Annotated in this window: 1 protein-coding gene; it reads left to right on the forward strand. The window is 69.3% G+C overall.

Annotation, left to right across the window (positions count from 1 at the left end):
- Positions 1-34: 34 nt before the first annotated feature.
- A partial coding sequence (locus FJV41_RS50515) for a polyprenyl synthetase family protein (RefSeq protein WP_181791597.1) occupies positions 35-440 on the forward strand: 406 nt, incomplete at its 3' end.

Consider the following 440-nt stretch of genomic DNA (forward strand, 5'->3'; position numbering starts at 1 on the left):
GGGGGAACCGGACTGGAGGTCGCGGATCTTGGGTATGCCCCTCTCCATCGAGAATCCGAAGCCCGAGCCCGAGGCGGGGCTGAACGACCTCGTCGCGCTGGTGGCGGACGGCATGGCGCGGGTCAACACCACGATCCTGTCGCGCACCGGATCCGACGTGGCGATGATCCCGGAGGTGGCCAACCACCTGATCGCCAGCGGCGGCAAGCGCCTGCGCCCGATTCTCACGCTCGCCTGCGCCAAACTCTGCGGCTACGCCGGCGACGGCGACGTGAAGCTCGCCGCCAGCGTCGAGTTCATGCACACCGCGACCCTGCTGCACGACGACGTGGTCGACGAGAGCGACATGCGCCGCGGCCGTGTCGCCGCCCGGATCAAGTGGGGCAACGAGGCCTCGGTGCTGGTCGGCGACTTTCTGCTGGGCCAGGCCTTCCGGATGA

Source organism: Myxococcus llanfairpwllgwyngyllgogerychwyrndrobwllllantysiliogogogochensis (assembly GCF_006636215.1).
Classification (GTDB): Bacteria; Myxococcota; Myxococcia; order Myxococcales; family Myxococcaceae; genus Myxococcus; species Myxococcus llanfairpwllgwyngyllgogerychwyrndrobwllllantysiliogogogochensis.